The organism is Butyrivibrio sp. MB2005, from assembly GCF_000424285.1.
Taxonomy (GTDB): domain Bacteria; phylum Bacillota; class Clostridia; order Lachnospirales; family Lachnospiraceae; genus Butyrivibrio.
This window is the reverse complement of sequence record NZ_AUJP01000020.1, coordinates 43,631-66,719: the sequence shown is the minus strand read 5'-3', so window position 1 is coordinate 66,719 and position 23,089 is coordinate 43,631. Positions and strand designations below refer to the sequence as shown.

General features: G+C 42.2%; 26 protein-coding genes. 22 read left to right on the top strand and 4 right to left on the bottom strand.

Annotation, left to right across the window (positions count from 1 at the left end; translation table 11 throughout):
- Nucleotides 1-29: 29 nt before the first annotated feature.
- The 3 genes from G610_RS0111900 (at nucleotide 30) to G610_RS23805 (ending at nucleotide 4,100) form a co-directional block, all read left to right on the top strand.
- On the top strand, nucleotides 30-1,502 hold the full coding sequence (locus G610_RS0111900; protein ID WP_026524985.1) for a DUF2828 family protein: 1,473 nt from the start codon (nucleotides 30-32) through the stop codon (nucleotides 1,500-1,502).
- Nucleotides 1,503-1,633: 131 nt separating this feature from the next.
- Nucleotides 1,634-2,851, top strand: coding sequence for an RNA-splicing ligase RtcB (locus G610_RS0111895; protein ID WP_026524984.1), 1,218 nt, complete (start codon nucleotides 1,634-1,636; stop codon nucleotides 2,849-2,851).
- A 133-nt stretch (nucleotides 2,852-2,984) separates the two neighbouring features.
- Entirely contained in the window at nucleotides 2,985-4,100 is a 1,116-nt protein-coding gene (locus G610_RS23805; RefSeq protein WP_330368119.1) for an AlkZ-related protein, read from the top strand.
- Between the two features lie 49 nt (nucleotides 4,101-4,149).
- Here the strand turns inward: G610_RS23805 and G610_RS0111885 are convergent, their stop codons facing one another.
- Nucleotides 4,150-4,989, bottom strand: a complete 840-nt coding sequence (locus G610_RS0111885; protein ID WP_026524983.1) for a CPBP family intramembrane glutamic endopeptidase — start codon at nucleotides 4,987-4,989, stop codon at nucleotides 4,150-4,152.
- A gap of 235 nt (nucleotides 4,990-5,224) precedes the next feature.
- On the opposite strand from G610_RS0111885, the gene G610_RS20690 reads away from it, so the two are divergent.
- The 5 genes from G610_RS20690 (at nucleotide 5,225) to G610_RS0111855 (ending at nucleotide 8,369) form a co-directional block, all read left to right on the top strand.
- Nucleotides 5,225-5,818, top strand: coding sequence for an NUDIX hydrolase (locus G610_RS20690; RefSeq protein ID WP_051197956.1), 594 nt, complete (start codon nucleotides 5,225-5,227; stop codon nucleotides 5,816-5,818).
- The gene (locus G610_RS0111875; protein WP_026524982.1) at nucleotides 5,815-6,450 is read left to right on the top strand and encodes a DNA glycosylase AlkZ-like family protein; all 636 of its coding nucleotides are present in this window, start codon (nucleotides 5,815-5,817) and stop codon (nucleotides 6,448-6,450) included. Before G610_RS20690 ends, G610_RS0111875 begins: the two co-directional genes overlap by 4 nt.
- On the top strand, nucleotides 6,447-6,899 hold the full coding sequence (locus tag G610_RS0111870) for a PaaI family thioesterase (RefSeq protein WP_026524981.1): 453 nt from the start codon (nucleotides 6,447-6,449) through the stop codon (nucleotides 6,897-6,899). The genes G610_RS0111875 and G610_RS0111870 overlap by 4 nt, the downstream gene beginning before the upstream one ends.
- A gap of 141 nt (nucleotides 6,900-7,040) precedes the next feature.
- Entirely contained in the window at nucleotides 7,041-7,259 is a 219-nt protein-coding gene (locus tag G610_RS0111865) for a hypothetical protein (RefSeq protein WP_026524980.1), read from the top strand.
- A gap of 534 nt (nucleotides 7,260-7,793) precedes the next feature.
- Nucleotides 7,794-8,369 (top strand): hypothetical protein, encoded by a 576-nt coding sequence (locus G610_RS0111855; RefSeq protein WP_026524978.1) that lies wholly within the window; start codon nucleotides 7,794-7,796, stop codon nucleotides 8,367-8,369.
- A 127-nt stretch (nucleotides 8,370-8,496) separates the two neighbouring features.
- Here the strand turns inward: G610_RS0111855 and G610_RS20685 are convergent, their stop codons facing one another.
- The gene (locus G610_RS20685) at nucleotides 8,497-8,871 is read right to left on the bottom strand and encodes an alpha-hydroxy-acid oxidizing protein (protein ID WP_051197955.1); all 375 of its coding nucleotides are present in this window, start codon (nucleotides 8,869-8,871) and stop codon (nucleotides 8,497-8,499) included.
- Between the two features lie 105 nt (nucleotides 8,872-8,976).
- Here G610_RS20685 and G610_RS0111845 point away from each other — a divergent pair, with 105 nt between their 5' ends.
- A complete protein-coding gene (locus tag G610_RS0111845) occupies nucleotides 8,977-9,342 on the top strand; it encodes a YccF domain-containing protein (protein WP_026524977.1) in 366 nt (121 codons plus the stop codon).
- Between the two features lie 50 nt (nucleotides 9,343-9,392).
- On the opposite strand, the gene G610_RS0111840 is transcribed toward G610_RS0111845, so the two are convergent.
- On the bottom strand, nucleotides 9,393-10,328 hold the full coding sequence (locus tag G610_RS0111840; RefSeq protein WP_026524976.1) for a bile acid:sodium symporter family protein: 936 nt from the start codon (nucleotides 10,326-10,328) through the stop codon (nucleotides 9,393-9,395).
- Between the two features lie 211 nt (nucleotides 10,329-10,539).
- Here G610_RS0111840 and G610_RS0111835 point away from each other — a divergent pair, with 211 nt between their 5' ends.
- The 4 genes from G610_RS0111835 (at nucleotide 10,540) to G610_RS23390 (ending at nucleotide 16,268) form a co-directional block, all read left to right on the top strand.
- Nucleotides 10,540-12,426, top strand: coding sequence for a leucine-rich repeat domain-containing protein (locus G610_RS0111835; protein ID WP_026524975.1), 1,887 nt, complete (start codon nucleotides 10,540-10,542; stop codon nucleotides 12,424-12,426).
- A 15-nt stretch (nucleotides 12,427-12,441) separates the two neighbouring features.
- Complete coding sequence (locus G610_RS0111830; RefSeq protein ID WP_035797449.1) at nucleotides 12,442-12,939, top strand: GNAT family N-acetyltransferase; 498 nt, start codon at nucleotides 12,442-12,444, stop codon at nucleotides 12,937-12,939.
- A 124-nt stretch (nucleotides 12,940-13,063) separates the two neighbouring features.
- Nucleotides 13,064-15,907, top strand: coding sequence for a type I pullulanase (gene pulA / locus G610_RS0111825; RefSeq protein WP_026524973.1), 2,844 nt, complete (start codon nucleotides 13,064-13,066; stop codon nucleotides 15,905-15,907).
- Between the two features lie 130 nt (nucleotides 15,908-16,037).
- Nucleotides 16,038-16,268, top strand: a complete 231-nt coding sequence (locus G610_RS23390) for a hypothetical protein (protein WP_207637774.1) — start codon at nucleotides 16,038-16,040, stop codon at nucleotides 16,266-16,268.
- Nucleotides 16,269-16,323: 55 nt separating this feature from the next.
- Here G610_RS23390 and G610_RS0111815 read toward each other — a convergent pair whose 3' ends face one another.
- Nucleotides 16,324-17,160, bottom strand: coding sequence for an alpha/beta fold hydrolase (locus G610_RS0111815; protein ID WP_330368118.1), 837 nt, complete (start codon nucleotides 17,158-17,160; stop codon nucleotides 16,324-16,326).
- Nucleotides 17,161-17,427: 267 nt separating this feature from the next.
- Between G610_RS0111815 and G610_RS0111810 the strand changes: the two genes are divergently transcribed.
- From G610_RS0111810 to G610_RS0111770, 9 genes are all read left to right on the top strand, one after another.
- On the top strand, nucleotides 17,428-17,679 hold the full coding sequence (locus tag G610_RS0111810) for a GlsB/YeaQ/YmgE family stress response membrane protein (RefSeq protein ID WP_242829648.1): 252 nt from the start codon (nucleotides 17,428-17,430) through the stop codon (nucleotides 17,677-17,679).
- An 18-nt stretch (nucleotides 17,680-17,697) separates the two neighbouring features.
- Nucleotides 17,698-17,934, top strand: a complete 237-nt coding sequence (locus tag G610_RS0111805; protein WP_026524969.1) for a hypothetical protein — start codon at nucleotides 17,698-17,700, stop codon at nucleotides 17,932-17,934.
- Nucleotides 17,935-17,969: 35 nt separating this feature from the next.
- A complete protein-coding gene (locus G610_RS0111800; RefSeq protein ID WP_026524968.1) occupies nucleotides 17,970-18,575 on the top strand; it encodes an LURP-one-related/scramblase family protein in 606 nt (201 codons plus the stop codon).
- An 80-nt stretch (nucleotides 18,576-18,655) separates the two neighbouring features.
- The gene (locus tag G610_RS0111795; protein ID WP_026524967.1) at nucleotides 18,656-19,135 is read left to right on the top strand and encodes a hypothetical protein; all 480 of its coding nucleotides are present in this window, start codon (nucleotides 18,656-18,658) and stop codon (nucleotides 19,133-19,135) included.
- A gap of 240 nt (nucleotides 19,136-19,375) precedes the next feature.
- Nucleotides 19,376-19,594 carry a hypothetical protein gene (locus G610_RS0111790; RefSeq protein ID WP_026524966.1) on the top strand — a complete coding sequence of 73 codons (219 nt, stop codon included), beginning with the start codon at nucleotides 19,376-19,378 and terminating at the stop codon, nucleotides 19,592-19,594.
- Nucleotides 19,595-19,641: 47 nt separating this feature from the next.
- Nucleotides 19,642-19,797 (top strand): hypothetical protein, encoded by a 156-nt coding sequence (locus tag G610_RS23085; protein ID WP_155831018.1) that lies wholly within the window; start codon nucleotides 19,642-19,644, stop codon nucleotides 19,795-19,797.
- Nucleotides 19,798-20,001: 204 nt separating this feature from the next.
- Complete coding sequence (locus tag G610_RS22240) at nucleotides 20,002-21,537, top strand: sensor domain-containing diguanylate cyclase (protein ID WP_026524965.1); 1,536 nt, start codon at nucleotides 20,002-20,004, stop codon at nucleotides 21,535-21,537.
- Between the two features lie 151 nt (nucleotides 21,538-21,688).
- Nucleotides 21,689-22,255 (top strand): DUF3990 domain-containing protein, encoded by a 567-nt coding sequence (locus G610_RS20675; protein ID WP_026524964.1) that lies wholly within the window; start codon nucleotides 21,689-21,691, stop codon nucleotides 22,253-22,255.
- Nucleotides 22,255-23,070, top strand: coding sequence for a nitroreductase family protein (locus G610_RS0111770; RefSeq protein WP_026524963.1), 816 nt, complete (start codon nucleotides 22,255-22,257; stop codon nucleotides 23,068-23,070). The genes G610_RS20675 and G610_RS0111770 overlap by 1 nt, the downstream gene beginning before the upstream one ends.
- Nucleotides 23,071-23,089: the final 19 nt, after the last annotated feature.

Genomic DNA, 23,089 nt, shown 5'->3' with positions numbered 1-23,089 from the left:
TGTATCTAGTGGATTAGGAGGAAAAGAAAATGTTAGAGTTTTTGAAGAAGGAAGCAAATAAAACATATACAGAAAACGGCGCAGTTACTTATGCATCCACTCAGTCAGAGTGCCTTGATTTATTTGCGACAATCGGTGCCCTTAGAAATGCTTCTGAAGATGATATAGTTTGCAGATTCATTAAGGCTTATGCAGAAGATGCTGATCTGGCAATGAAGATACTCTTTTTCGCAAGAGATATCAGAGGTGGTCTTGGAGAGAGAAGAGTGTTCAGGGTAATCCTTGAGTACCTTGCTATGACTGAGCCTGAATCTGTAAAAAAGAATATTGAGAACGTGGCAGAATACGGCAGATTCGATGACTTTCTTGCTCTAATCGGTACTCCGGTAGAGAAGGAAGTAATGGCTTACATTGGTAAGACTTTAAAGAAGGACATCGAGGTCATGAACGGTTTTAAGGAAGAAAATGAAACTGTTTCACTTCTTGCCAAGTGGCTTCCTTCCGCTAATACAAGCAATAAGGAAGCTGTAAAAAATGCAAGAAAGATCGCAAGAGCCATGGGTATGACTGATGCCGAGTACAGAAAAACATTGTCTGCGCTCAGAGCACAGATCAGAATCATAGAGAATAATTTAAGAGAAAAGGATTACACCTTCGATTATGAAAAGCAACCTTCTAAGGCGCTCTATAAGTACAGACAGGCTTTTTTAAGAAACGACCAGGAAAGATATACAGCTTTCATAACAAAGGCAGAGGCTGATCCTTCCATCATGCATACAGGTACACTTACTCCTTATGATGTTATTGCGCCTGTGATAAAAAGAGTAGCATTTTCAGAGGACGAAAGACATGCCATGAATGCCACGTGGAATGCTCTGGAGAATTATGCTGGTGCCGAAAATTCACTTGTTGTAGTTGATGGTTCAGGTTCTATGTACTGCGGTGAAAATCCGCTTCCGGCAGCAGTTGCGCAGTCACTTGGCATATATTTTGCTGAGAGAAATACAGGCGCTTTTCATAACCATTTCATAACCTTTTCCACCAATCCCAGATTAGTGGAGATAAAGGGAAGAGATATTGTGGAAAAAGTGCGTTACTGTATGCGTTTCAATGAATGCAGCAATACGGATATAGCCAGAACTTTTGCGCTTATTCTCAGAACTGCTGTAAAGAATAACCTTACACAGGCAGATATGCCGGAAAAGCTCTACATCATCTCTGACATGGAATTCGATTACTGTGCGGGTAATACGAATATGACCAATTTCGAATATGCCAAGGCTGAGTTTGAGAGATATGGTTATAAACTTCCTCAGATAGTTTTCTGGAATGTGGAGAGTCGAAACAGTCAGCAGCCTGTGAAGGTGAACGATAGAGGAGTGGCGCTGGTTTCAGGTTGCAATCCTCAGATTTTCTCCATGTTAAAAGAAGGGGATCTTGAGCCATATAGATTTATGATGAGCGTCCTTTCATCAGAAAGATATGAGAGGATCGTTGCTTAAAGGATGAATGGGCTGGCAGAATGGAGCTGACAGCCATATATAAAAGGTGCATACAGCAATGAACTACATCGACTGTCAATCGAACAATCTGCCCCGAGGGGGCAGAGGCACCTTGCAAAGAGGAAAAAATAATGAACACAATTGAGATTAAGGGAAAAGTAAATACAGCCATCTGCTACGCCAAGGTAGTGGAGGATGAGGCTATAGAGCAGATCAGAAGAATGTGCGATTTTCCTATGACAGAAGGATCAAAGATAAGAATCATGCCTGACGTTCATGCAGGAAAAGGCTGCACTATCGGCACGACCATGACCATCAAAGATAAAGCAGTACCCAATGTTGTGGGCGTGGACATCGGATGTGGCATGTACACAGTTAACCTTGGCAAAAATCCAATCGACCTTGAAAAGCTTGATGCGACGGCTTTTCTTATACCTTCCGGAAGAGATGTGTGGGAGGGGAGAACAGAGAAGTTCGACCTCACAGAGCTTAGATGTTATCGAATGCTCAAAGAGACAAAGCGTCTCGAGAGATCCCTGGGAACACTTGGCGGAGGTAATCATTTCATCGAGGTGGACAAGGCAGCAGATGAAACTCAGTACCTTGTGATCCATTCCGGTTCCAGAAATCTTGGCAAGCAGGTGGCAGAGTACTACCAGTCACTGGCAGTTGACCTTGATAAGGGTATCGGCGAGTATTTTGAGGCAAGGGATGAACTTATCAGAACCTATAAAGAGCAGGGAAGACGCTCTGAGATTCAGGCTGCGTTAAAAGAGCTTTATAATAAAAAGTACCATGAATATCCCGGAACCATGCCTGCTGATCTTTGCTTTTTATCAGGAAAATATCTTGATGACTATCTCCATGATGTTGAGATTTGCCAACGTTTTGCCAGAAGAAATCGTGAAAAGATTGCTGAGATATTGGTGGAGAAAGCAGGACTTGGAGGTGGAGAGGCTTTTCATACAATCCACAACTACATCGACACAGATGAGATGATTTTAAGAAAAGGCTCAATAGCTGCACACAAGGGAGAGAAGGTTCTGATTCCAATAAACATGAGAGACGGATCTGTGCTTGCTGTGGGAAAGGGCAATCCCGAGTGGAATTACTCTGCGCCTCACGGTGCCGGAAGAATAATGTCCAGAACCGCCGCAAAGAACAACCTTTCCATGGAAGAGTACAAGGAGTCCATGAAGGGCATCTTCACATCATCTGTATGCGAGGCCACAATCGATGAGGCGCCTATGGCCTACAAGTCACTTGATGACATTATCGATGTAATAAAGGAGTCTGTAGAGATAGTTGATGTGATGAAGCCTATTTATAATTTTAAAGCTGCTGGATGAAATGGGACTTCGCCGGTATGGACCGATAAATTAAGAAAAAATTGGGGGCATATTTTTCAGAAATGGATAGTATGCCCCTTTTTTGTTGGGATATAATAGGTACAGTGACGAACCGGTAAAAAGGGGAAATGGTATGGAAAATGTGAACGGAAACTGGATAATGTACGGTGTGGACTGGGACGACCCGGAGTGCCTGCACACGGTTCAGGATGCAATAAACTACATAAATGAAATAGGATTTCTGCCACTTTTCAAAAATGATATTCCGGGATTTTCACTGGAGGAACGCACTGTTCCGGGCTACTGGTGGTGCGGAGATCCCAAGGTTGATCCCTGGGAGTGGCGAGAGATCATCGCCAGAAGCGGTGAAATTGCATATGGCAAATTTTTTGAAAAAAAGGCCGGCTTTATCTCTAAGGAATGGCTGCCCTATTTCGTCAATTTCAGGCGGGATGGCTATGACTTTGATGCTCTTTGGGATGATGAGAAGGCATCAAGAAAACAGAAAAAGATAATGGACATCTTTGAAACTGAGGATGAAATATATTCCAACGAAGTCAAGTTAAGGGCAGGTTTTGGCAAAGGCGGAGAGAAGGGATTCGAGGGAGTAGTCACCGACCTTCAGGCAAAAACCTACCTCTGCGTAAAGGACTTCAGACAGAGGAAAAACAAAAAGGGCGAGTACTACGGCTGGTCCATCGCGGTGTATGCAAAGCCAGAAACTCTCTGGGGATATGACTTTGTCACCTCCAGATATGGTGAGACGCCTGAAGAATCAGGGAAGGCCATAGAAGAGCACATAAAAGAAATATACCCCATTGCATCCAAAAGTCAGATAGCAAAACTATTAGCTGGATCAGGATCATCGACTAAAAGCAAGAAGGCTCGTGCTCCTAAGGAATGGATCATTCCTGCCAATCCCAAGTACTATGACATAGTTCACGCATTTGATAATGCTGAGGAGATAGACTGGAAGCAGGGAGCAGGAATCATAACCGGAGATACGGTTTACGTGTATGTTGGTGCTCCTGTGTCTGCGGTAATGTACAAGTGCACAGTCACTGAAACGGACATCCCATATGACTACTCGGATAAAAATCTGACCATAACGGCACTTATGAAGATCAAACTGGAAAAAAGGTATCCAGAGGATAGTTTTACTTTCCGGGTTCTTAAGGACAAGTACGGAATAAATGCAATCAGAGGGCCAAGGGGAATAACCGATAGTCTGAGTGACGCGTTAAAATAATGGTCCCCCGGGACCAAAAGCTATCAATGACTAAAGAGTGTTTTTCTCATTAGTCACACCACTCATCCAGTGTCTTCTTATAGTCAATTTTCTTAGCGACTTTTTTGTATACATAGATAAAGCATAGCAACTCAATAACTAACTGAATTACATAGACAATGGTTGTAGAAGCATCACCGGTGATATACGCTTCAGAATCATCCTGGCTTTTATACTCAAATATGTGATTCAAAAAATCCGGAAGGAAGTCATTTAATCCGTGTACAATCGCAAGACCAAGCAGATTCCTCGTCTTCCAATATAAGATCATGTACGTAGCTCCGGTAATTAACAAATTTGCTATTTTCAGAAAAAACTGTAACGTTTGTTGAAGATCTGTAAAATCAAAGGAAACCACATGAACATAACCGAATATAAGTCCGGAAATTAGAGCTGTCCAAAAGAAAGGGTGTTTTGTTTTCTTTAAAATCGGCAAAAGTGCATCACAAGCACATGCTCTAAAGCAGCCCTCTTCATAGACTCCAACTAAGAACATGGAGATGGCAGAAATGATGAGTCCCAGCAACCAATTATCCTTTAAAGGGGGCTTATCAATAAAGTAGGCCAGTACTCCAAACAAAGCAAAAATACCGGAAAAAATCAGGGTTGGCCACAGCATTTTAACCGTGTATCCGGTTTCATTGGTTAAATAGGTAAAAGTCTTTTTCCCTGATATGAGATACAAAAAGCCCAGCGTTACCACAGTTATAATAACAAATTCAATAAGCAGGCCCATATCGGTGCTGTCATCAAAAAATCTTCCGCAGCCTATCATAAGCCCTATCATTGCGGCAACAGATGCCAGCCAAAAAATAACATTAAGCCATTTCAATTTTTCATTTTTTATCATGCTCTTCCCCCTCACATATGGTCATAACGACGCACAAAATAAATCTGTATTGAAAGCAAAACTTTAAATCACACGAGCATACTATCATCTAATGTCCAACAAATGTCCACAATAGTAGTGATAGTTATTCAAAGGGATTACAATTGGGAGTATACGATTCATAAATGAATGGTATGCTTCTTTTTTGTTGGCTATAATAAGTAAAGTGAAAAAGTTCAAAACTAAGGTGGAAAATATGGAGTTCTTTGATATTACAGATGAAAATGGAACGCCTACTGGCGAGACAGTTAGCAGAAGTGAAGCCCATGATAAGGGGATTTTACACAGAACTGCTCACATTTGGGTTGTAAGAAAAAAGGGAGATTCATGGCAGGTGCTGCTTCAGAAACGAAGCGCTGAGAAGGAATCATTTCCCTTAATGTATGACACATCTTCTGCCGGTCACATTCAGGCCGGGGATGAACCACTGGAATCAGCGCAGAGAGAGCTGTTTGAGGAGCTGGGAATCGACGCAGGCGAAGATGATCTCACATTTGCCGGCAAGTTCCATATAAACTATGCGATGGAATTCCATGGGAAGATGTTCAGGGACAACGAAGTGGCCTTTGTCTATGCTTATGAAAAGCCGGTGGATGAGACTAAGCTTGTACTCCAGACAGAGGAAGTTGAAGAAGTAAAATGGTTTGATATTGAGGAAGTCCGTAAGGGCTGCGAGCACCGGGATGGCACTTTCTGTGTGCCGACTGAAGGACTTGAAATCATTACGGAATATCTCAAAAATGGACCACCAACCCCGTCCCTAGGACCAAAATTTAGAGGAAAGCGATGATAACAATTTCAAAGCAACAAGCCAGACAGTTTATTCTTTCAAAGCAGGGACTGATTGGGGCATATCGTTTTAAGGGAAAAGACGGAGCCTATGATTATGTCAGGCAGGCCGGATGTATTCAGTATGATCCGGTGGATGTCTGCGGTAAAAATGCCGAGATGCGGAAAAAGATATTGGCAAGGCTTACGGATGAAGACAAAATCTGTCCTGTTATGGTGGAAGGCATTAAAACCACATTCTATTACCTTTCTTCCGACGATGCCCTGATGAAAAAAATAATTGAAGGAAGTGCGGATCTAAAAACCAGGATGTCGTTTATAGCACCACTTGATCCTTTAATGTGGGACAAGTCATTAGTCCTTGCGCTGTGGGATTTTCAGTATTCATGGGAAATATACACGCCGGCAGTAAAGCGTAAGTATGGGTACTACACCTTGCCCATTCTTTTTGGTGAAAAGTTCGTGGGAAGGATAGAGGCTATTCCAGACAGGAAAAATAAGATCCTTTCCGTAAAAGGATTATGGTGGGAGCCGGGAATCCGGAAAACCAAAAAGCTGGACGCAGCACTTTTAAGTACACTGAAAGCGTTTAGCAAATTTAACGACTGTATTTTTGATGAAGGAGTATCATGAGAAAAGCAAGAACAGAAAAAGAAAATGCGATCAGAGAAAAGATAATCTCTGAACTATATGCAAATGAGTATAACAAGTTCATTGGATTTGAAGTGCTGGAGCTAAGTCCGACCTACAGTAAATCCAGGGTTAAGTGTGATGAGAGACTTTACAACACATACGGAAGCATTCATGGCGGAGCGCTGCTTTCTTTTGTTGATGTCATGGCGGGTGCTACAGGAAGCATGAGCGGTTACTATGTGACGACGGTTTCTGCTAATCTGAATTTCCTTTTGCCTGCAGTGAATACGGAGTATATCTATTGTGAATGCATGAAGCTGAAAACAGGAAAACATATCCTGGTATTTGATATCAGAGTGACTGATGATAACGGTAATCTTCTTGATAGCGGTGAGTTCTCATTCTTCGCCAGCAAGGTACAGGTACTTGGGGATAACTTAAAGTTTTAGGGAGGATCTTTCCGGCGAAACTGAGATCGTATTTTTGAAAAATAAACAGGCTTGAACCCGGAAGAATATAGTGTTTGTCTGATGAGATTGGTAGTATAATATTTTTATCGTTATTAAAACATCGTTGGAGGAGGAATAAAAATGGCAGACATAGCAGGAATTCTCAAACAGATTAATGGTAACAAAGAGTTAATGGCGCAGATAGCCAAGGCTGATCCGGCTCAGGCCAAGGAGCTTTTCAAGAAAGCAAACATTGACGTGGACGAGTCAGATATCAAGAAGGTACAGGCTGCTGTAGCAGATGGAAAACTTGATCTTAACGATATCAAAGATCTCGCAGGCGGATTATTTAAGAAATGATTTCAGCGGAGCGGTACTGAAAATGTACCGCTCTTATTTTTTGATATTAAAAATTATATAGTGGGAGGATTATTGGACTCGATTTTCTGTAACATGGAAAATGATGGAAAAGCCAATGATCCTCCCTTTTTATCTATTTATCTTTTTTTATAAAAAATCTTAAGAAATCGAGGGCAAAATTCTATGTTTATTGACACCGTTAACAATTTCATGACCAGCTTCTTGGCGCAGTTCGGGCTTAAATGGGACTTTTTTTATTTTATGATAGGTTATATGAGTGTTATGTCAGTTTTAGATTACTTCTATGAATTTAGAAAAGAGTTGGATGAAGATGAGGAAGATACCTTTTTTCATAGGCACTAATCAGCGGCAGCGCAGCCTAATGTAAATTGTGGGCTTTATTTTGGCGCGCCTTGATACTACAATTACTGATGGAGCAAAAAACTTGATGTTAGGATGAAACAATAGGTAAATGAAGACTAAGAGTTATGAAGATTTTGCAGTCTGGATTAATGAGAAGTGAAGGAAAAAAGTATGAAGAAAAAGAAACTTCTGGTGGTATTCCCAGGGATTGGATATCACTGTGATAAGCCTCTTTTGTATTATGGCAGGAAAACAGCAGCTGAAGCCGGTTATGACGAGGTTATAAATATCAGCTACAGTTGCCCTGTTCAGAACATTCGCGGTGATAAGGAAAAAATGAGACAGGCCTTTGATGCGCTCTATGCCCAGGCTAAGGAGAGTCTTAGCGGCGTAGCTTTTGATGAATACACAGATGTCATTTTTATGTCTAAAAGCATCGGAACCGTAATTGCGGCTGCATTTGAAAAAGAGTGTGAGATAAAGGGCGTAAGGCATGTGCTTTACACGCCGCTGGCAGAGACTATCGAGGTCCTTAATGGGGAAAAGAATATCGACGCGATAGCATTTATCGGCTCAGACGATCCCTGGAGCGATGTGCCAAAAGTTGTAGAAATGGCAAAGAAACAAGGAATTCCAATGCATCTTTATGAAGGTGTTAATCATTCACTTGAAGGAAAAAACACTCTTGAAAACATCGAGATACTTGGGAAAGTCATGAAGAAAACTAAGCATTTTATAGAAAAATAATGGGAGGAAAATGATACTTGAGGTGCAAGTATCACAGAGAAATTTGTTGGTATAAAAAAGAAATGGTTATGGCAGATGCTCATGAAAGGGAGTGAGTACCTGCCAATTTATGTCTAAGAGAAATTTTTTAATACTCGTATAAAGCTGAATCATCAATGTCCGAAACCTTTGCAAAGCCGGTATTGCTCATGATGTATCGAAGCTCGTTTCCGATTTCTGTAAGGAATTTTGAAACGCCGGGAGCTCCGTCTTTTTCAAGAGAAGGCATCATTGATCTTCCAACAGCTGCAGCGTCTGCTCCAAGAGCCAGAGTTTTGTAGACATCAGCGCCGCTTGCAATGCCGCAGTCTACAATGATTGTCATATCTTTATCTTTTAGTGCTTCCTTGATATCAGGCAGGATCATCATCGGAGGAACTGCATAAGGAAGTCGGCCTTGATGGTGACTTACTATAATTCCTTTTGCACCGATCTCTGCGCATTTTCCTTTTTTGATGTTCAATGAAATTTTGATTCATGCGTTAATGTTGAAAAAATATGAAAGATATAATTTGCAAAATACAGTATAATTATGCAGTAAACTAATATTTTTCTTGGAGGGTGAGATATGAGGTTTCTGGGTAACTTGATATGGATTATATTTGGAGGATTTTTCAGTGCGCTTGGATGGTGGCTTGCCGGGATTTTTTGGTGCATCACTGTTCTGGGAATTCCGATAGGAATACAGTGCTTTAAGCTGTCGACGATTTCCCTTTGTCCATTCGGAAAAGAGATAGTTGATGAAGGCGGAGCAGGTTCATTTCTTTTGAATTTGTTGTGGATGCTCATTTCAGGACTTGAGCTGGCACTTGGCAATGCTCTGATTGGCATTATCTTATGTATTACGATCGTAGGAATCCCCTTTGGTAAGCAGTATTTCAAGATCGCGAGACTTGCACTGTTTCCCTTTGGCGCAAGAGTTGTGAAAAAATAAAAAATAAACGGTTAGTGATTTGAATGATTTCAGTCACTAACCGTTTTTTATTACTCTTCAATCCTTCTAAAAATGTTTGCCAGCAGAGCGCCGGATATGTTGTGCCACACCGAGAAGATAGCGCCGGGAACTGTGGCCATGGCAAGGTCAGGAAATGCTGTTCCTGCAAGTGAAGTCGCAAGTCCTGAATTTTGCATTCCAATCTCGATGGCAAGAGCCTTTTTCCTGGTCATTGGAAGGCCAAGGATTTTTCCAAGGATAAAGCCAACTGCATAGCCAAGAATGTTATGAAGGATGACCACAACAAACACGATAGCGCCTGTTTCCAGAATTCGTTCTGAGTTATGAGAAACTACCGCCACTACGATGAGAGTGATGGCTGTAACTGAGATAAGCGGCAAAACTTCTGATACTTTTTCAGTGTATTTGCCCCAAAATCTGTTAATGATAAATCCCAGAGCAATGGGAACGATGACCACTTTGATGATTGAGACGAACATACTTATCATGTCCACAGTTACAGTTGTTTTCAGCAGAAGATAAGTGATAAAGGGCGTAAGGAAAGGGGCCAGCAGAGTATTCACACTGGTCATGCCTACAGAGAGTGCCACATCACCTTTGCTAAGGTATGTCATGACGTTACTGGCTGTTCCGCCGGGACAAGTTCCAACCAGGATTACGCCGGCAAGGAGCCCTGCTTCAAGTCCGAATATTTTTCCAAGAGCAAATGCCAAAAGCGGCATGATCGTAAACTGAGCAATGCAGCCGATGATGATGTCTTTTGGTCTTTTAAATACTATTGCGAAGTCTTCAAATTTTAGTGTTAGCCCCATGCCAAACATTACTACCATCAGAAGGTAGTTGATCCATGATGTCTGTATCCACAGACATGATCCCGGCACAAATAGTGCAAGCGCAGCAACCACAAGAACAATTACTGCCATATACTTTCCAACAAATTCACTTACTTTTTTCATTTTGAATATCCCCCTAATCCGGCGCCGCTGCGGGTGCCATCTATTGTTTGGGGACAGTATACTGCATCTTTTTAAAATGTACAGGCCCTTTTTTCAAGAAATTTTAAAAAAGTAAAAAATGATTTGAACATCTTGGTACAGTTGATGTTATGATAATTGAGACAGATAGTTGATCATGTTTGAGTATATAAATATACGGTTTTTTATGAGGGAACAGAACATGAAGAAAACACTGATTTTTATCGTGGGGGTCGTTATGGCTTTTGGACTATTTGGCTGCGGTATTAAAAATTTTGGTGGTGATGCCGGCGGGAAAAATGCTGAAGGCACATGCGGCGATAACATAACCTGGAAGTATGATAAAAAAGAAAAGACCATGACTATTTCGGGAACCGGTGAAATGGTGGTTCCTGAAAAATTCATGTGGTCTGATTATAAGATTGAAAAACTTGTGATCGGCGAGGGTATAACGTCGGTTGCAGCTCTCGCTTTTTATTCTAACAGCAGCCTCAAGGGCGAGCTGGTTTTGCCGGAAAGCCTTAAGTCTATAGGTGAGTTTGCTTTTTATGGATGCGATGGACTGACAGGTGAACTGAAGATTCCGGATGGAGTTGAAACTGTCGGGGACTATGCGTTTACAAGGTGTACCGGTTTCTCCGGGCTCAGTATTCCCAAATCATTGAAAAACATAGGCGTAGAGACCTTTGAAGGCATGAGCGGTTTGAACTGTGGTCTTGTCTTTCCGGATGGCCTGGAAAGGATTGAGCGCTGTGCCTTCAACAGGTGCGAGAATCTGGTGGGTGATCTGGTGATTCCGGACTCGGTTACTTTTATTGGAGACTATGCTTTTGCGAAGTGCGGATTCGACGGAACCCTTACTCTTTCCAAAAATCTGACAGAAATTCAAACGGGTACTTTTTCAACTTGTGAGAATTTTAAGGGCGACCTTGTGATTCCTGAGGGAGTAAAAACCATTGCAATGCACGCCTTTGTGGATGATGGATTCGACGGAACATTGACACTTCCCGAAGGTCTTGAATATATCGGAATTTATTCCCTTACATGTAAGAATCTAAAAGGTGATCTGGTGATCCCTGACTCCGTGACATTGATCGATTCGTCGGCATTTCAGAGCTGTGAGGGATTTACTTCACTTAAGCTTCCGGACGGCCTTGAATATATTAACGACAATGCTTTTATGTATTGCAAAGGAATGACAGGGGAGCTGCATCTTCCATCAGCGCTTGTTGTAATCGGCGATGATGCTTTTACTGCCACAGGATTTACGGGAGAACTGGTGCTTCCTGCAGGACTTAAGTCTATCGGCCGAGGAAGCTTTGGGGACTGCAAAGGATTCACTTCTATAAGCGCGTTTCCTGAAAGTCTTAAGCATATAAAACGATATGCCTTTGGCGGCTGTTCTTCCATCGCCGGTGAGCTTGTTTTTCCTGAAAAAATGACCAGCGTAGGAGAGAATGCATTTTTAGACTGTCCTCTTATAACGAAGGTGACTTTTGGAAAAGACATGTGCAGCGTAGGAGAAGGCGCATTCAAAGAATGTACCGGACTTAAAAGTGTTGAATTCACGGGAGATATACCGGACTATTACGGCCATGAAGAAAAGGAACCAAGTTTCCCTGAAGGGTGCAAGGTTAGTGCACCTGCTTCTGCAGTTAAACTGGCGGACACCTGGACTAAGAAGGTGGCAGAAACATCCGCAGGTAAAAAAGAAGACAGTGAACCCGGCGAAGACCGCGACGTGCCTTATTACTGGACGCAGTCCATTACGGGAGAATACTTTACAGGTGCAGGGTACTTTGCAGATGCACAGCTACTACTTGAGGATGAGATACTTCGCGTGTATATCAACGGCAGGGAGCTTATGGATGTTCCCTATTATGCAGATCCTAACGCCGATGGTGAGGATCAGGTCGTGGAGACAGAAGGATTTTTCTGCAGAGATGGAATGATTAAGAATCTTAAATTTGAGCAGGGCTTTAATTCTGACAGGATGCTTATAGGAACGCTAACAAGGGACGATGGAGCCACGGAGGAAGTGGTGTTCCACACTTTATCTGAAGAATGCTTGTATGTTAGCACGTGGTAAAAGGACAAAACAAAAATGGAAAACTTGAAGATTACTACACTTACGCCGGAATATGACCTGGCCCTTGCAGAGATAATAAGAGATAACTTGAAAAAGCATGCTCTCGATATTCCTGGAACGGTCTACTTTGATGATAACTTAAATCACCTCAGCGATTTTTATCTGGCTGATGCCAGGGAGCGCTTTTACTACATTTTGCTTGATGAAAAAGACAGGCTTGTGGGCGGAGTCGGACTTGCAAAATTCGAGTTTAGAGAGGACTGCGCGGAGCTCCAAAAGATATATCTTTCGGATGAAGTTAAGGGCCGTGGGATCAGCTACAAACTCATGTCATTTATCGAAGACAAAGCCAGGGAGCTTGGTTATAAGAGGATGTATTTAGAGACTCATAATAACCTGCCGGTAGCTATTCATCTTTATGAAAAATGCGGCTACAAAGAAATCGAGAAGCCCAAGGAAGTGGTCCATGCCACGATGAATAGGTTTTTCCTGAAAGAGCTTTATTTAGAATAAAACAGTTAAAAAAATGGTTGCCATTGGCGACCATTTTTCTCTTTACGAATAAAACCCGATGTAGTAGAATTTGCCTTGTGGAAAACGTTTTCTTAACTGAATAATTTTTACTTGGGAGGTCGAGGTGAAAAGAGCAAAAAGAGGTATCAATTTTGTCATGGCTTTTGTCATGGCAGCAACGCTTTTTCTGTCGGATTTAGGAGTGTCCATACAGGTAAGAGCGGATGAGGGGGTCACACTGAAACTGCATTATCATAGGGAGGATGGGGACTACGAACTATGGGATGCATGGCTTTGGCCGGATGGCGGCGAAGGAGCAGGTTATCCTTTTGAAGAAGAGGACGGGGATATGGTTGCGACCATGACAGTACCTGCGGGAGCTACAAGAGTCGGTTTTATCGTCAGGACAGAGGACTGGACGAAAGACATCGAGCAGGATCAGTACATTGACATTTCAGAGGTTATATCAGGAACAGTACATGCCTACGTTGAATCAGGCGTAGAAGGCGCAGTTAAAGAATATGGAGATGATGTTGTGACGGGGACAAAATTAAAGAGTGCAAATTATGACGGGAAAAATAAAGTTACGGTACTTTTTACAGGAGAGCTTGATGCCGATCAGGAGAAGTCTTTTTATGTGATCGGAAGACAGGGCAAAACTGAGGTTACCGAGGTGGCATTAAAAGAGAAGGCTTCCGAGAGCGAGTTTTACTATGATCTGACAATCGCAGAAGAGCTTGATGTGAACAGAAATTACAGGGTTGGTTTCGAGGATGAGGAGTATCAGATCATCATGCCCATCGTTTATTCGACACCTGAGTTTGAGGAAAAGTTCACTTATGAAGGCGATGATCTTGGCGCTGTTTACAGTAAGGACAAGACTGTTTTCAGAGTTTGGGCACCCACTGCTGAGACAGTTTTCCTGAATCTGTATGAGTCAGGAGATCCCTGGGAGGAAAATCTCATAGAGAAAATTGAGATGAATTCCGATGTTAACGGTACATGGGTAGCAGAGGTTTCAGGAGATAAAGCAGGAACCTACTACACTTTTACCGCTGTTATAGATGGTCTTAATGTGGAGGCCTGCGACCCTTATGCAAGGACAACCGGCGTCAATGGCAAAAGAGCCATGGTTGTAGATCTTGAAGGCACAAATCCTGTGGGCTGGGATAGCGATAAAAATCCTCACGCAGGAGAGAACATCACGGATGCAGTTATTTACGAGCTTCATGTAAGGGATTTTTCTGTTAATGAGGCAGGTGGAATCGGTGATGCGGGAAAATATACAGCTTTTTCCAAAACGGGCACAAAGACTGCAGGTGGCAGCAGCACGGGAATTGACTATATAAAGGACCTTGGTGTGACACATGTACACATCCTTCCCTTCTATGATTTTGGATCTGTTGATGAGAATTCACCCACTTCAGATCAGTTCAACTGGGGCTATGATCCGGTGAATTTCAATGTACCTGAGGGTTCATATTCCACAGACCCTTATCACGGCGAGGTCCGCGTGGCAGAAGCAAAGGAGATGGTTAAAGCTCTCCACGATAACGGCCTCTCAATTGTAATGGATGTTGTTTACAACCATGTTTACAACGGAAAAGATTTCTGCGTGAACAGACTTGTTCCGGGATATTTTTCCAGAATAAATGATGACGGCACTTATTCAAATGGTTCAGGTTGTGGCAACGACACAGCTTCCGAGCGTTCCATGGTTAGAAAATATATTGTGGATTCTGTTCGCTACTGGGCAGATGAGTACCACATCGACGGCTTCAGATTTGACCTTGTGGGACTTCTTGATGTGGATACGATAAATGAGATCGTGACTGAGGTTCACAAGACACATCCCGATGTTATTTTTTACGGCGAAGGCTGGAGCATGAATACAGATGTAACCAAGGAAGATGTAGTTCTTGCTACGCAGCAGGCTTCGGGAAGGACTCCCGGATTTGCATATTTTAATGATAATATTCGTGATGGCTTAAAGGGTAGTGTGTTCAATTTTGCTGAGACAGGCTGGGCTTCCGGTTCAAAGGGAAAAGAGCGTCAGATGACCACATCTTTCATGGCTGCCGAGAGCTGGAGCAAAGAGCCTACCCAGATTGTGCAGTACACATCCTGTCACGACAACAACACTTTGTTTGACAGGATCGCCGTTGCAAGAAAGGATTTAGACAGAGCATCCTGGATAAAGATGAGTAATCTGGCAGCAGCTTTCTATATGACTGCAGAGGGAATTCCTTTCATGCAGGCAGGTGAAGAGATTCTCAGAACAAAAGTGAAAGAGGACGGAACCTTTGATGAAAACAGCTATAGCTCAGGGGATGAGATAAACTGCATCAAGTGGGAGACCTTGGACGATCCGGAATACAAAGCTAATCTTGATTTTTATAAGGGACTTATTGCTTTCAGAAAAGAGCATGGTCTTCTCAGACTTACAAGCGCAGACGATGTTGCAAAGCGTGTTGTGCCTGTGGAGGGACTTGATAAAAATGTAGTTGCTTTCTCTATGGATAACGCTGATAAGGGTGTTACAGGTGAGAATGCTGAAGGCATTTTCCTGGTATTCAATCCTAATCCTGAAGAGACTACAGTTACTCTTCCCGAAGGTGAGTGGGATGTTTGCGTAAAAGACATAAAGGCCGGAGTTAATTCACTTGGCAAGGTAAGCGGCAGTGTGAGTGTTGATAGCATTTCCGCCCTTGTGCTTGTTAAGGGAGATGACAGCATTGTTGCTGCTGGTAATAGCGATGAAAGCACCGTTACAGGTGATGAGGGCAACGACAAAGAGGAGGGAACTGCCACTACTGGTGAAGCAGGCAGCACATCCGGTGGCGATGCAGCTACCAAAGCTACTTCCGGTGCAGGTGGTCTTAGCGGCGGTGCTGTAGCCGGCATCATAGCTGGCGCTGCAGCTCTTGTTGGCCTTGTGGCCTATCTGTTTGGTAAGAAGAAAAAGTGATAATCGTGCTACAATTAAGTTGATGTTACGCATTAACCAACTCGGAGGACGGTTATGGAAAAGATTTTTCCTGGAAAAGACCGCTCCGGACGAACTTGAAAACGTTGCGAAAAAGTGTAAAGAAAACGAAGTGACTATCAATGATTATTTGATGGCGAAGGCTTTTCTTGAAGACGGTACTGACAAGATAATAATCGCCAAGGACCTCCGCGACGTTCTTCCTTTTTATAACGAAGGGGCATTAGGGAATTATTCCACCGCATTTTTCATTCCTCCGTCATCGCCTGCAATCCGAAAGACCTTAGGAGTGCTCACGGTTAACGGAGAAATGATAACCTGCATAAGTGAAAGGGATAAATAGATAACATCCAAAACCAGAGGATTTGGTGATAGCAGAAAGATTTCTGATGCTTCGCTCAGGGCTGCGAAGCATCAAGCTTTTCTACAAAATCTGATATGAGTTTGTTAATTTCATCAGGTGCATCAGTGTTGGAATTATGACCGGCTCCTTCTATCCATGTGATGGGGAGGCCGGTCTTTTTATGCCATGCCTTGTTGTATCTTTTGCAATAACCTGCCTGGTCCTTGGTGCCGCAGATAAGCTGGGTGGGGCATTTTAGCTCATAGGGCAGATCTGCTGATATAGCCTCAGCCACAATTCTATAGCCCTGGCCCGCCAAAAGAGCATATCTTGGCTGGTCACCGTCGTAAGTCATCATCATACTGTGCATTAAAGAGCGTCCATAATCGGTTGTTGCAACACCTTCGGTTCCTTGCTTAAGGAGAAGTTTCCAGGGGTATTTCTTATAAACTGGCTCCATTCGGAAAAGGACCCACAGTTCCCATGATCTGTAGTAACCTCTTCCCAAAGGCGCAGAATCTATTGATATGAAGCCTTTCATTTTATCAGGGAAAAGCCAGGCATACGCCTGGCTGAGATATCCGCCCATAGACTGTCCAATGAAAACAGGTTCTTTGAAGTTTTCCAGCTTCAGAATTTCATCCAGCCATTTTGCTTTATCTTCGAGACTGAAAGTCATCTTAAAGGGATAGGAAGATGCATGTCCCGGCGCATCCCAGACAAATATCCTGTATTTTCCTGCAAAATATTCAAGCTGTTTTTCATAGAGTCTGTGGTCTGCTGTAAGCCCCGGAAGAAAAACAAGTTCCGGCTTGCCTTTTTCAGGTGTATCGCAGGTCCAGTAATGGATTGTGCCTTTATCAGTTATGTAAGTTTTTTCTGTCAAATTCATAGATGTGTATTTTCTCCTGCATTATTATCGAAAAAGAATTTGCTACCATCATACCACAAAGACAGTATGGATGCGGAAGAAGACTTCTATTTTACCTAATTGTAGAAAATATGATTATCGGAATTGCAATAACAGGCATGTAACTAACCATGAAACCAAAATATACTTAAGACATAACAAAGAAAACGGTTTGCGCCGGGCGAAAAAAAGGCTATCATATAAAAGGTGCCCACTAACCCGGGGCCGAAAAGAGTTGGAGGAAAAGGTATGTTTATTCTTATTGTTATGACTTTAGTTTTGAGTTTGTTATGGGGAATGCTTGCAGGTTTTATTGCCAGCAAGATCATGGGCGAGAAGTCAGGAATGCTGAAAAACATGATTTTTGGCGTGATTGGTAGTATCGTAGGATATAACCTGTTTAAGCTCATTGGCTTTACTGCAACAGGTATCATCGGAAGCATGATTGTTCCTGTTGTCGGCGCTTGCATCTGCATTTGGATCGGCAGAAAGCTGTTTTAATTTGGAACGAGGTTTTAAATGAAATCAATTTTAATCAAAGATACTACAAAGGAAGAGCGCGAGCAGATAGTTGCGGAGTCCATAGGAAATATCAGCGGTTCATGTGATGGTTGCATGGGTGGTTTGGCAGAAATGTATCAGCCTTACATCGATGGACTTAAGGAAATCCGTGAGATTAACATGGAATTCAGAGCGCATTACGAGTCCGGTGTCGACGGCCCGGAGAAATCAGAGTGTGGCTATAAATCATTCTGAGTAACTAATGGTGAAAACAGAAAGGATGGGGAAGTATGGGAGTATTTTCAAAGGTACACAGATTCAGAGAAGCCGGAGAGGTTGCAAATGTCAATAACGTAGATCGTTTTGGTGAACCTACAAAGTCACTTTTTACAACATCAAAAGTTTTTACGCTTCATCATAAGATTGATATAACCGATGCCGGCGAAAATGTGGTATATCATGCTGAGACAAAATTCCCTTCTCTTCATGATAAGACAGATATAACCGATGCGTTAGGAAATCAGGTTGCTCACATCGAAAGGAAATTCTTCACTCTCCACGAGAGACATTTTGTAACTATGGCAGACGGAACTTCTTTTGAGGTTTCAAACGAGCTTTTCCATCTCATAAAAGACATCACGAATATCGAGGGCCTTGGATGGCAGCTCAGGGGCAATATACTTGGTCTTAATTTTGAACTGTATGATCAATATGGAGACATCATTGCTGTAATAGCTCAGAAGATGCTCTCAATCCATGATAAATACTGCATCGACATCTACAAGCCTGAATATGAAAAGAATGTAGTTGCAATTCTTATCACATTGCAGCACATGATCAAGGATAGAGAAAACGCAGCAGATTCTTCTTCATCCTCCTCATCATCTTCAGACTGATGAAAGAGCTTTTTCCGGAGAAAAGCTAACGAATGCTAACGAATTAAAATCCGGAAAATATTATTTTAGGAGTTCACTAAATGGGACAGATTTGGGAAATATTACATAAGCCTGATACGGTGGTTTTCTTTGATATAGACGGTACGCTTACAAGCTACAATTACGGTGATCATCATGCTCACCACGAGCTTGACTATACGCCCGAATTCAGGGACGTCAACATTTATGCAGACTGCAAAAGGCTGAACCCGATATATGAATACATTCAGAGTCATGACGTAAACAGGCTTTATTGTATCTCCAGAGAGCCCCACGGTCATGAATCATGGAAGTCAGAGATGGTGGAGCGCCTCTACGGAATCCCTGCATCCCACTGCTTCTACACCCTGGATGCCTCTAAAAAGCCGGAGATAGTCAAGGACAAGATAAAAGAACTTTTCCCTGACATCGATCCCATGTCAGTGGTCCTCATGGACGACAACGATGAGACCTTAGGCCTGTACATGAAGGAAACACCCTTCTGCACCGCCCATCCTATGATTTTCATGGAGAATTTGTGAGATAGAATCCTACCCTAAATATTTCCACCCCTGGTGCCGATGTAAATATTGTCATGCGAACTTGTTCGCATACCCACTTCTTAATGTCAAACAAGTGTAAAAAGCAGCAGAATTGGTGTGTTAGACATTTGTTGGACATTGTGTGATAAAACTGTGATAGATGGATTGATAATATAACATCATCAACAAGATAAACGAAGAAAACACACAGTTTTGTGAATAGAGAAGAGGGGTATAGAAATGAGAGAGGGAAACATGACAAAGAAAATCGCAATGGTACTTACATCAGTTGCAATTGTTGCAGGAGCAGGCTTCCACAGCCACATGACAGCAGAAGCAGCAAAGACACAGATGATGGAAATCAGCTGCCCGCACTGCCATGAGAATGTAACAGTAGATGTAATGCAGGACGATGTTGAGTGTACACATTGCATGGAGCACATTCACATTGTTGGTTGATTGAAGGTATAACAAACGTTAGATACTTATTAGGGGGTAGATGACTTATGCGTAGAATATTTGAGAGTTTCATGGAAGAGCTTGGATTTATGGATTTTGCGACTACATACAGAAAGCCTTTTGGCAGACTTGAGTCTTCAGATTATAGCAGAATAGAGGCAGCTCTTATCAGATTCGCTGATGATCTCGTGACAGTTCGTTAAGCGAGTTATTAAAAAATACCATTCACTCCGCAGCAAAGGGAAACCGATGCTGCGTTTTTTATTGTCTTATCAGAAACCGCACCATTATTGCGCTCAACTTCATTTCTAAACATTCTCTAAAAGTTTTCTGCAAATCCGCATTTTATAAATAGCCTATTGTAAAATAAATGTACAGCTGAACAACTTGTTTTACAGGTAATACACATGACGCGAATGAGCTTTGCTGATCTGAAACAGAATATTACCGAAGTGACTGATTATCCATCTTTTCTTAAGGAAAACAGGAAGATGGTAAACAGATACTTAAACACGGTTTTGTGGTTCTGTATTTTTACAGGGCCTGCTATTGCTGTGGGCATAAAGTTCGGTGTTTTTTCAGCTGCTACTTATTATACCTGCGTCATAGTATCTGCATGCATGTTGGTCGTATCAGTTCTTCATACGCTTATTATCAGGATATGGCCCTACTCTGAACATGTGGGAATGCTGGCTCTTATTGCCATGGAGCTTCTTTTGATGTTCATGGTATATAACCATATTCATATTAATATTTCATGGTTTTTTGTACCTCTTCTAAGTATTCTTTTTTGCGAGGCCAGGCTGTTTTTTATAGCAGTTGCCACCAACTATGTGGCAATGTTTATTGCCAACTGGCTTGTGTCGCCATATTATGACGCCATCAATCTGATATTCGATTCGGCATTTGAGTATTTCATTAACGCCATGCTGGGCTACACCATTGAGAGCATTGTTATGCTGGTTGGCGGGATCACTCTGACCAATCTTCTTAGGGATTATTTTTATGCACTTTTGGATAAAAACAAGAAAGTCCGTGAGAACGCAGATGCACTGAAAAAACAGATGAATATTCTGTTTTCTATGGCAGAGGTCTATGACAATGTTAATCTGATCGATCTAAAGTCCATGACAGAGACATCCCTCAGTGATCAGTCCTACAATGTACATGATCTTGACTTTGCGAAGCATGCACACACAGTTATGACTCATCAGATAAAAAAATATGTTTCCGAAGATCATTTGGAAAAGTTCTTGGAATTTACCAACTTAAGGACCCTGGAAAAGAGACTTACAGGGAAAAGATTTATATATGGCGAGTTCGTAAATTCAGATACCGGTTGGTTCCGTGCCCAGTATATCAACGTGGAAGCTGATGAAAAGGGCGTTCCTTTTATAGTGGTATTTACGGTTCAGAATATAAATATGGATAAGCGCCGTGAGGAGGATCTGATCAGGATATCTCTGACCGATGAACTGACACAGCTCTTTAACAGGCGAAGTCTTGATGATGACCTTGCCCGCTATAAATATGAGTCCATGGAAGACGACCTTGTATTTGCTTCCATCGATATCAACAGGCTGAAGGCCACGAATGATACTCTCGGACATGCTGCCGGTGATGAGCTTATTATCGCTGCCGCGGACTGCCTTGCATCTGCTATCGGAGATTCGGGAAAAGCCTACAGAACTGGCGGAGATGAGTTTACGGCAATTATTCACACCGACAGTATTTCTGCAATAGATAAAAATATCAGGGAAAAGGTAACTGCCTGGAGCGGAAGCTATAGCGAAAGTCTTGCGGTTTCCATAGGATATGCTGCCCATAAGGACTATCCTGATGCTACAATAGAAGAGTTAAAGAAAATAGCTGATAAGTATATGTACGAAGAAAAAACAAGATATTATCAAGAAACCGGCTACGAACGCCGCGGAAGACCATAGACCCCTTCAAACATGCAAACAGACCCGACGTGGAAACTGAAAAAAGGGGTCTAAAAATTTTTGCAAAACATTTTAAACAATTAAATTGCAATAAATGGCAAAAGTGGTATAATCATCCCGTAACAGATATTGATTCAAATAAGGTAATCAGATGATAAAAGTATTTCATGCAGGATATGAACTTATAATGCGTCCGGACCTTCACAGAGGTCGCAAAAATGCGGACTTTGGACAGGGCTTTTACGTTACAAAGGATTATGAATTTGCAACCAGGTGGGCAAGAGAGAAGTCCGGAGAGGACATCATTTTGAACACCTATGAGCTGGATGAGAGCGGACTTAAGATAAAGTATTTAGACAGAGATGAAGAGTGGTTTAGATACATTTTTTCCAACAGAAGGATTAAGCCTGATGAGTTTTCGGAGTATGATGTAATAGTGGGTCCCATAGCAAATGATACTATTTTCAATACTCTTGGAATTATGACAAGTGGGTATCTCTCCGATGATGAAGCCCTTAAGCTTTTATGCGTGGGCCCCATGTATCAGCAGGTGGTGCTGAAGACCCAGGCAGCAGTCGATAATCTTCATTTCGTGTCTGCCAGTAAGCTTCTTAGTGAATCAATAAAACAAAATAAAGAGATCCTTGCAGAGGAGGAAGAACGCTATCTTCAGGATGTGGCGCAGGTTATGCAGGGATTTGATCAGGAGGAAAAGTAATGAGCGAATTTTTGGAATTGGCGAAAACCAGAAGAAGTGTTAGAACCTTTGATGGACAAAAGCTTGATGATTCAGTGCTGAGCGAGCTTAAGGATTTTGCCAGAACAATAAACAATCCTTATGACGTACAGGTGAGATTTATATTCCTTGACAAGGATGAGAACGGTCTTTCAAGTCCTGTGCTTTCAGGTGAGAAAACCTATGTGAGCGCAGTTGTTATAAAAGGTAAACATGCAGATGAAGCTTATGGTTATGCCTTTGAAGCTCTTTTGATGCATGCACACAAGATGGGACTTGGTACCGTGTGGATTGGCGGAACAATGCCAAGAGAAAAATTCGAGAATGCAACAGGTCTTGCAGCAAATGAGATCATGCCTTGCATGAGTCCTCTTGGAAAGCCTGCGCAAAAGATGTCAATTAAGGAAACTCTGATGCGTAAGGGCGTTAAGGCAGACAGCCGTATTGATTTTAATAAGCTCTTCTTCGAGGGAGATTTCAATACACCTCTTTCTGAGGAAAAGGCAACAGCTGCCGGAGTTTTTGAAGCTCTTGAAAATGTAAGAGTTGCACCTTCTGCAGTAAATAAGCAGCCCTGGCGCGTAGTTATAGATGGAAACGCAGCACATTTTTATGAGAAGAAAGACAAGGGCTTTGCAACTCCTGATTACGATCTTCAGAAGATTGATGTGGGAATCGGAATGTACCACTTTGAGACAGAGCTTGTTTCTAAGGGAATTTCTCCCAAACTTGAGATAAGCGATCCGGGTCTTGCAATACCGGATGATACAGAGTATATCGCAACTTACAGATGGTAAGAAGTGTTTTCATATTTCT

Excerpts from the sequence above, each read along its gene's own strand:
- G610_RS0111865 (WP_026524980.1), top strand. The coding sequence starts at position 7,041 with ATGGCAGACATAGCAGGAATTCTCAAACAGATTAATGGTAACAAAGAG.
- G610_RS20675 (WP_026524964.1), top strand. The coding sequence starts at position 21,689 with ATGATAAAAGTATTTCATGCAGGATATGAACTTATAATGCGTCCGGAC.
- G610_RS0111875 (WP_026524982.1), top strand. The coding sequence starts at position 5,815 with ATGATAACAATTTCAAAGCAACAAGCCAGACAGTTTATTCTTTCAAAG.
- G610_RS0111770 (WP_026524963.1), top strand. The coding sequence starts at position 22,255 with ATGAGCGAATTTTTGGAATTGGCGAAAACCAGAAGAAGTGTTAGAACC.
- G610_RS23805 (WP_330368119.1), top strand. The coding sequence starts at position 2,985 with ATGGAAAATGTGAACGGAAACTGGATAATGTACGGTGTGGACTGGGAC.
- G610_RS0111835 (WP_026524975.1), top strand. The coding sequence starts at position 10,540 with ATGAAGAAAACACTGATTTTTATCGTGGGGGTCGTTATGGCTTTTGGA.
- G610_RS0111855 (WP_026524978.1), top strand. The coding sequence starts at position 7,794 with ATGAAGAAAAAGAAACTTCTGGTGGTATTCCCAGGGATTGGATATCAC.
- G610_RS0111795 (WP_026524967.1), top strand. The coding sequence starts at position 18,656 with ATGGGACAGATTTGGGAAATATTACATAAGCCTGATACGGTGGTTTTC.
- G610_RS0111900 (WP_026524985.1), top strand. The coding sequence starts at position 30 with ATGTTAGAGTTTTTGAAGAAGGAAGCAAATAAAACATATACAGAAAAC.
- G610_RS0111885 (WP_026524983.1), bottom strand. The coding sequence starts at position 4,989 with ATGATAAAAAATGAAAAATTGAAATGGCTTAATGTTATTTTTTGGCTG.
- G610_RS0111790 (WP_026524966.1), top strand. The coding sequence starts at position 19,376 with ATGAGAGAGGGAAACATGACAAAGAAAATCGCAATGGTACTTACATCA.
- G610_RS0111895 (WP_026524984.1), top strand. The coding sequence starts at position 1,634 with ATGAACACAATTGAGATTAAGGGAAAAGTAAATACAGCCATCTGCTAC.
- G610_RS0111805 (WP_026524969.1), top strand. The coding sequence starts at position 17,698 with ATGAAATCAATTTTAATCAAAGATACTACAAAGGAAGAGCGCGAGCAG.
- G610_RS0111870 (WP_026524981.1), top strand. The coding sequence starts at position 6,447 with ATGAGAAAAGCAAGAACAGAAAAAGAAAATGCGATCAGAGAAAAGATA.
- G610_RS22240 (WP_026524965.1), top strand. The coding sequence starts at position 20,002 with ATGACGCGAATGAGCTTTGCTGATCTGAAACAGAATATTACCGAAGTG.
- G610_RS20690 (WP_051197956.1), top strand. The coding sequence starts at position 5,225 with ATGGAGTTCTTTGATATTACAGATGAAAATGGAACGCCTACTGGCGAG.
- G610_RS0111815 (WP_330368118.1), bottom strand. The coding sequence starts at position 17,160 with ATGAATTTGACAGAAAAAACTTACATAACTGATAAAGGCACAATCCAT.
- G610_RS23085 (WP_155831018.1), top strand. The coding sequence starts at position 19,642 with ATGCGTAGAATATTTGAGAGTTTCATGGAAGAGCTTGGATTTATGGAT.
- G610_RS0111845 (WP_026524977.1), top strand. The coding sequence starts at position 8,977 with ATGAGGTTTCTGGGTAACTTGATATGGATTATATTTGGAGGATTTTTC.
- G610_RS0111800 (WP_026524968.1), top strand. The coding sequence starts at position 17,970 with ATGGGAGTATTTTCAAAGGTACACAGATTCAGAGAAGCCGGAGAGGTT.
- G610_RS0111830 (WP_035797449.1), top strand. The coding sequence starts at position 12,442 with ATGGAAAACTTGAAGATTACTACACTTACGCCGGAATATGACCTGGCC.
- G610_RS0111810 (WP_242829648.1), top strand. The coding sequence starts at position 17,428 with ATGTTTATTCTTATTGTTATGACTTTAGTTTTGAGTTTGTTATGGGGA.